Here is a 6,150-nt window from a genome sequence, read left to right as displayed (position 1 = left end):
ATAACGATTAGAATGTGATATACTATTCAAAACGGTTGACGTCCTTTCTCAGAGTTTTTTGTGGTAATTAAATTCTAAGGACTAAACCGTTTTTTGTATAGAGGGGGTCTCACATCAATTGTAAAGCTACAGTTTTCTCCTGTTCACATGGGCTCATACTTTAAAAAAAATGCTAAATATGGTATAATAAAGAGCTTATTGATGTCGTATTAATTTTTTTGAGGTGAGATTGTGGAATTTGGTGAAGGTAAAATATTACCGGTAAATTTGGAACAAGAAATGCGTAATTCATATATAGATTATGCAATGAGTGTTATTGTCTCCAGAGCAATACCTGATGTTCGTGATGGCTTAAAGCCTGTTCATAGAAGAATCCTTTATGCTATGCAGGAAGCTGGAATGACTCCAGGAAAGCCTTATAAGAAGTCTGCCCGTATTGTTGGTGAAGTATTGGGTAAATATCATCCTCATGGTGATTCATCGGTTTATGATGCTATAGTGCGTATGGCGCAGGATTTTTCCATGCGTTACATGCTGGCAGATGGTCATGGTAATTTTGGTTCTGTTGATGGTGACCCGGCTGCAGCAATGCGATATACAGAAGTTCGCATGTCTAAAATATCTGAGCTTATGCTTCAGGATATAGATAAAGAGACAGTTGATTTTGTACCTAACTACGATGAGTCATTGAAGGAACCATGTGTACTTCCATCAAAGTTTCCTGAGCTGTTGGTAAATGGTACTTCCGGTATAGCAGTTGGTATGGCTACCAATATTCCTCCACATAATATGAGTGAGGTTATTGATGGCGTTCTTATGCTTATTGATAATCCTGATTCAACTGCTGAAGAGCTTATGACTGTCATTAAGGGGCCTGATTTCCCTACTGGTGGACTTATAATGGGTACATCAGGTATTCGTAATGCTTATACTACCGGGCGTGGCCAGATAAAGATGCGTGCCAAGGCTAATATTGATACCATGGCCAATGGCAAGCCACGCATTATAGTTACTGAGCTTCCTTATCAGGTCAATAAAGCCCGTTTGATTGAGAAAATCGCTGAATTAGTAAGGGATAAGCAGATTGAGGGCATTACTGATTTGCGTGATGAATCAGACCGTAATGGTATGCGTATAGTGATAGAGCTTAGAAAGGATATTAATCCTGATATTATGCTCAATCAGCTTTATAAACATACTCAGATGCAGGAAACCTTTGGTGTTATAATGCTGGCTTTGGTGGATAATCAGCCAAAGGTATTGACGCTAAAACAGGTTCTTCATTATTACATAAAGCATCAGGAGGATGTTATTACCCGTCGTACCCGTTACGAACTTGCCAAGGCAGAGGCGCGGGCACATATCTTGGAAGGCTTGAATATTGCTCTTGATCATATTGATGCTGTAATCACTACAATCAGGGAATCGAGAACTGCTGATATTGCTCGTACAGCATTGATGGAAGGCTTCAGTCTCAGTGAAAAGCAGGCACAGGCTATACTTGATCTCCGTCTGCAGCGCTTGACAGGCTTGGAGCGTGAAAAGATTGAAGAAGAGTATCAGGAAATATTAAAACGAATAGAATGGTTGCGCTCTGTTTTGGCTGATGAATGGAAGATCATGGAAATCATCAAGGAAGAGCTCAATGAGGTCAAGAAAAAATATGGTGATGAGCGCCGTACCAATATTACTCACGATATGAGTGAGATAAATATTGAGGACATGATTGCTGATGACGATGTTGTTGTAACCATTACGCACAGAAATTATATTAAGCGTATCAAGTTGGATACATATCGCAGACAAAACAGAGGTGGTACAGGTGTAAACGGTATGCCTACCAAGGAGGATGATTTTGTTGAAAACCTCCTTATTACCACCAATCACCATACTATACTGTTCTATACCAATAAGGGGCGTGTATATTATCTGAAAGCCTATCAGATTGCTGAAGCCAGCCGTACTGCCAAGGGAACAGCTCTCATTAATTTGCTGAAGCTTGACACTGATGAAAAGGTAAGTGCTGTTATTCAGGTAAGGGATTATAATCCTGAGAAATACCTCTTTATGGCAACCAAAATGGGAATTGTAAAGAGAGTCAGTCTGTCTGATTTCAATACATCCCGTAAGGTTGGTGTGATAGCGATTAGCCTCAATGAGGGTGATGAGCTTATCGGTGTGAAAATCACCGATGGAAAACAAAAAATTATGCTTGGTACAAAGAATGGTATATCCATTACCTTCGAAGAAGATCAGGTTCGCGTCATGGGCCGCGTAGCGCGTGGCGTAAAAGGTATCAGGCTGTCCAAGGGCGATCAGGTGGTTGCTATGGATACCATGAAGGAAGATGCAGATGTATTGACTGTTACGGAATGTGGCATTGGCAAGCGTACAGCTGTAGACCAATATACAGTTCAGAACCGTGGAGGTAAGGGGCTTATTAATATCAAAGTTACTGAAAAAACAGGTTCTGTTATAGGTATGTCGGTAGTACATGAAGATCATGAGTTGTTGCTTATTACAGCTTCAGGTGTTGTATTGAGAACTTCTATAAGTGGTATAAGCCAGATAGGACGCAATACTCAGGGTGTAATTATCATGAAGCCTAATGAAGGAGATAAGGTTTCCTCCATGGCAACGCTATTACAGAAAAATGATTGATTAATAAAAAATCTTCGATGAAGTAATTTCATCGAAGATTTTTTTTAATATGCTGTTTTGCCGGCTGATGGAACCCCTGGGGAAGGAGCTGGTGCCTTACTGCTGCTTGATTGTTTTGGTGCAGAAGGTTTAGGAGTTTCCTTCTCATAAGGATCCTTTAAGAGATTTTTGTCAGTTGATGTCTTTTTTGTTTTTCGTTTGGCCTTTTCCTGTTCCTCTTCATTTTCTTTTTTATTTAATCTCTTAGCTTCATCCATATCGATTTCTTTTGCATTATCAGGGATGGAGTTCTCATATTCATCAGTATCCCGTTCAAGTGTATTTCTCATGTTATTATTGATAGGAACATCCAAAGTATTGGCTATAGTAGTCCTCAGCTTTGAGAGGTCAGGTATCCAATAGCTTATTCCATCAATATATAAAGGTTTTCCAGGCAACATTTCGGTTTGTAGCCCTGAACGCTGGGCTTCCTTAAGGGTAGTAGCAAATTCAATAAGCTGTCTTAAGGACAAATCAGTTTTTATACTGCTCATGACCTCTTTGATTATAGCAGGAATGCGTGGAATAATAGCCGGGGAGGTAATTTTATCCATGACGGCCTTCATAAATTTCTGTTGACGGGCTATACGGCCAATATCACCCTCCTCGTCACGGTATCTAACATAGGTTATGGCTGTATCACCATCCATATGCTGCATGCCAGGCTGCAGGTCAATTAATAAACCACCATCGTCGTCCCATATATCTTCATAATACATTCTTTTTTCTACATTTATATCCACACCACCAATGGCATCGATAATCTTTTTAAAGGACTTGATGTTTATTATGATATAATGTTCCATTTCTACACCCAGGAGATTTTCAACTGTATCCTGAGTGAGTTTATATCCACCATAAGCGTAAGCTGCATTTATCTTGTCAAAGCCGTTACCCTTTATTTTTACCCTTGTATCACGGGGAATTGAAAGAAGAGCAGCTTTTTTCTTTTTAGGGTCCAGGGTTGCAACCATTAGGGTATCAGATCTTCCTACATCCCCTTCACGCTCATCTACACCCATAATCATTACTATAATTTTATCATGGGCAACCATCAGATTTTCCTTATTAGGTTTTGGTGATTTACTGAAGAGATTTGAAGATGCAAATAATGCTCCGGCTACTGCTGCCAGAATAAAAGCAACCACTAAAAGGAAAATAGGCCAAAAATTACTCTGTTTCTTTTGGTGTCGTTTAGACCTATATATTGGCTGTTTTTGCTGATAAGTCTTTTTCTGCAAGGAAATTCGCTTCTTTCTATATAGAACACATATACATGTGTAAATAATTTAAACTGCCATGCTATTATAAAATTTTAGAATAAGTAATGCAACTACTAAAGAGAATAATTTTTCTAAAATCGAATATCCACAACATTTTTTGGATACATACCTATTATTATACCCATATATTGTGTTTTTGGAAATTATTATCCCTATATATTGAGTTTTCCACAAATTTATCCACATTATCCACAAGGAGTTAATCAAATTTTCTGTTAATACTTCTTTTTTCTGTGGATAAGTTAATCAAAATTAAAAAATAATATTGATTAAATCATACATATAGAATAAAATTAACTTGTAGGACAATATGTAATATGTGTAGGGGAATACAGTATTTTTCCCAATGGTTGAAAAGGTGTATCTGTATTTTATGTATGTATGAAGCTGGCGTGGTAATAAATTGTAAAGGAGCCTGGAGAGATATGTTGAATGAAGAAATATATGATACAATGATAAAAATGGCTAAGGATGCACGATTGAAATCATATAGCCCTTATTCTAAGATTAAGGTTGGTGCCTGTGTACTTGCTTCTGATGGTACTTTGTATTCAGCCTGCAATGTTGAAAATGGGTCTGCGAGTTTGTCGGTTTGTGCTGAACGGGCAGCTGTTTATAAGGCAATATCTGATGGTAAAAGGGAATTTGATGGTATTGCTATTGTAGCAGATACTGAAAATCCATTTGTACCTTGTGGTGGCTGTATTCAGGTTATGGCGGAATTTGATATAAATGATGTAGTTATGGCAAACCTTGACGGTGATATAAGAGTTATGGAGTTAAGTGAGCTTGCACCATTTGTTTCATATATGGGTATAAATCATGTCAAGAAACATTATGAGGATCATTTCAATTTTTTTGATGAAAAATAGTTAAAAATATAAATGGTTATCGCCTGATATCAAGCGATAACCATTTTTTATTTTTGATATTTCGTTTAGTGTATGGATTTTTTATTAAAGCGTCCACCTACAATATCATGTACGGGATTTATGGTTATAAAGGCATTATCATCCTTTTCAATGGCGATATCCTTTAATTTATCCAGTTCAAGCCTTGTAACAACGCAGTAAAGTACTTTCTTCGGATCACCGGTGTAGGCTCCCTGACCACTTAAAAATGTTACTCCTCGACCAAGACGGCTCATAAGGGCATCAGCTATTTCCAGATTTTCATCAGATACTATCATTACAGCATAAGATTCATCCAAACCTTTTAGAACAACATCAATCATTTTTGATATGATAAAGTATGCCACTAAGGAATACATGGCCTTGTCCCAGCTAAATACAAAGCCTGCTGCACCAAGGATAAAAATATTAAAAAATAGTACAATCTCACCTACAGAAAATGTTGATTTTTTATCTAGAATAATAGCAACAATTTCTGTACCATCCAGGGATCCACTGTTTCGAATAATAAGTCCAACGCCTGCTCCTGCTGTTATTCCACCAAAAATAGCTGCCAGGAAGAAATCATCGGTAACCTGCGGAATTGGTTGAAAATATTCAGTCCAAAAGGAAAGAAAACAGATGGATATAATCGTTGAAATGGAAAAGGTTTTACCGATATGGGAATACCCGAGATATAAAAATGGTAAATTAATAATCAGCATTAAAATACTGAAAGGAATATCTGTAACATGGGATACCATGATGGAAATACCAACAACTCCACCATCAATAATCTGATTTGGAATAAGGAAGATTTCCAAACCTGCACTGTATAAAAAGGCCCCGAAGCATAAAATAATCAATTTTCTAAGATAGCTTCCAAGGGATCTTTTCTTTTTTATATTTGTAACACTGGTATTAGTGGATTCCGCGATGTCTTTATTTTCCGGACTATTATTGGTATTATCATTATCTGATGTTAGGGGAGCATCATTTATAGATGCTTCAGTGTTATTCATATACCGTTCACTCCTGTTTTATCTGTTTTAACATTAGGATAATGCGTTAGAGTATACTATAAAAATAAAAGCGGTTAATATTCAGTGGAAAGTATAGTAAGTTCACTGAACATTCCTATTTTATTAAATCATAAGATTGTAATTGGTACAAGTTTTAATTTGTTCATTTTGGACAAAGGGATAATACAATTCATGTTTAGTATGAATCAAAAACAGATAAAACAGGAGTGAACGGTATATGAATAACACTGAAGC

The 6,150-nt window shown here is 37.1% G+C and carries 4 protein-coding genes; 2 read left to right on the top strand and 2 right to left on the bottom strand.

From position 1 onward, the window contains the following. Window positions 1-231: 231 nt before the first annotated feature. Window positions 232-2,661 (top strand): DNA gyrase subunit A, encoded by a 2,430-nt coding sequence (gyrA, locus tag K6C05_RS08150; protein ID WP_296733492.1) that lies wholly within the window; start codon window positions 232-234, stop codon window positions 2,659-2,661. Window positions 2,662-2,705: 44 nt separating this feature from the next. Here gyrA and K6C05_RS08145 read toward each other — a convergent pair whose 3' ends face one another. Beyond that, window positions 2,706-3,848: an LCP family protein gene (locus tag K6C05_RS08145; protein ID WP_296733489.1), complete on the bottom strand. Its 1,143-nt coding sequence runs from the start codon at window positions 3,846-3,848 to the stop codon at window positions 2,706-2,708. A 560-nt stretch (window positions 3,849-4,408) separates the two neighbouring features. Between K6C05_RS08145 and cdd the strand changes: the two genes are divergently transcribed. Then, window positions 4,409-4,855 (top strand): cytidine deaminase, encoded by a 447-nt coding sequence (gene cdd / locus K6C05_RS08140; protein WP_296733484.1) that lies wholly within the window; start codon window positions 4,409-4,411, stop codon window positions 4,853-4,855. A 65-nt stretch (window positions 4,856-4,920) separates the two neighbouring features. Here the strand turns inward: cdd and K6C05_RS08135 are convergent, their stop codons facing one another. Further along, window positions 4,921-5,895, bottom strand: coding sequence for a YitT family protein (locus K6C05_RS08135; RefSeq protein ID WP_296733481.1), 975 nt, complete (start codon window positions 5,893-5,895; stop codon window positions 4,921-4,923). Window positions 5,896-6,150 lie beyond the last annotated feature (255 nt).

The organism is Anaerovibrio sp. (genome assembly GCF_024697385.1).
GTDB lineage: Bacteria > Bacillota > Negativicutes > Selenomonadales > Selenomonadaceae > Anaerovibrio.
The sequence above is the reverse complement of the archived record's forward strand: the minus strand, read 5'-3'. Positions and strand labels throughout refer to the sequence as shown.

What these genes read in the sequence shown, in the direction of transcription:
- cdd (WP_296733484.1), top strand. Translation starts at nt 4,409, where the DNA reads ATGTTGAATGAAGAAATATATGATACAATGATAAAAATGGCTAAGGAT.
- K6C05_RS08135 (WP_296733481.1), bottom strand. Translation starts at nt 5,895, where the DNA reads ATGAATAACACTGAAGCATCTATAAATGATGCTCCCCTAACATCAGAT.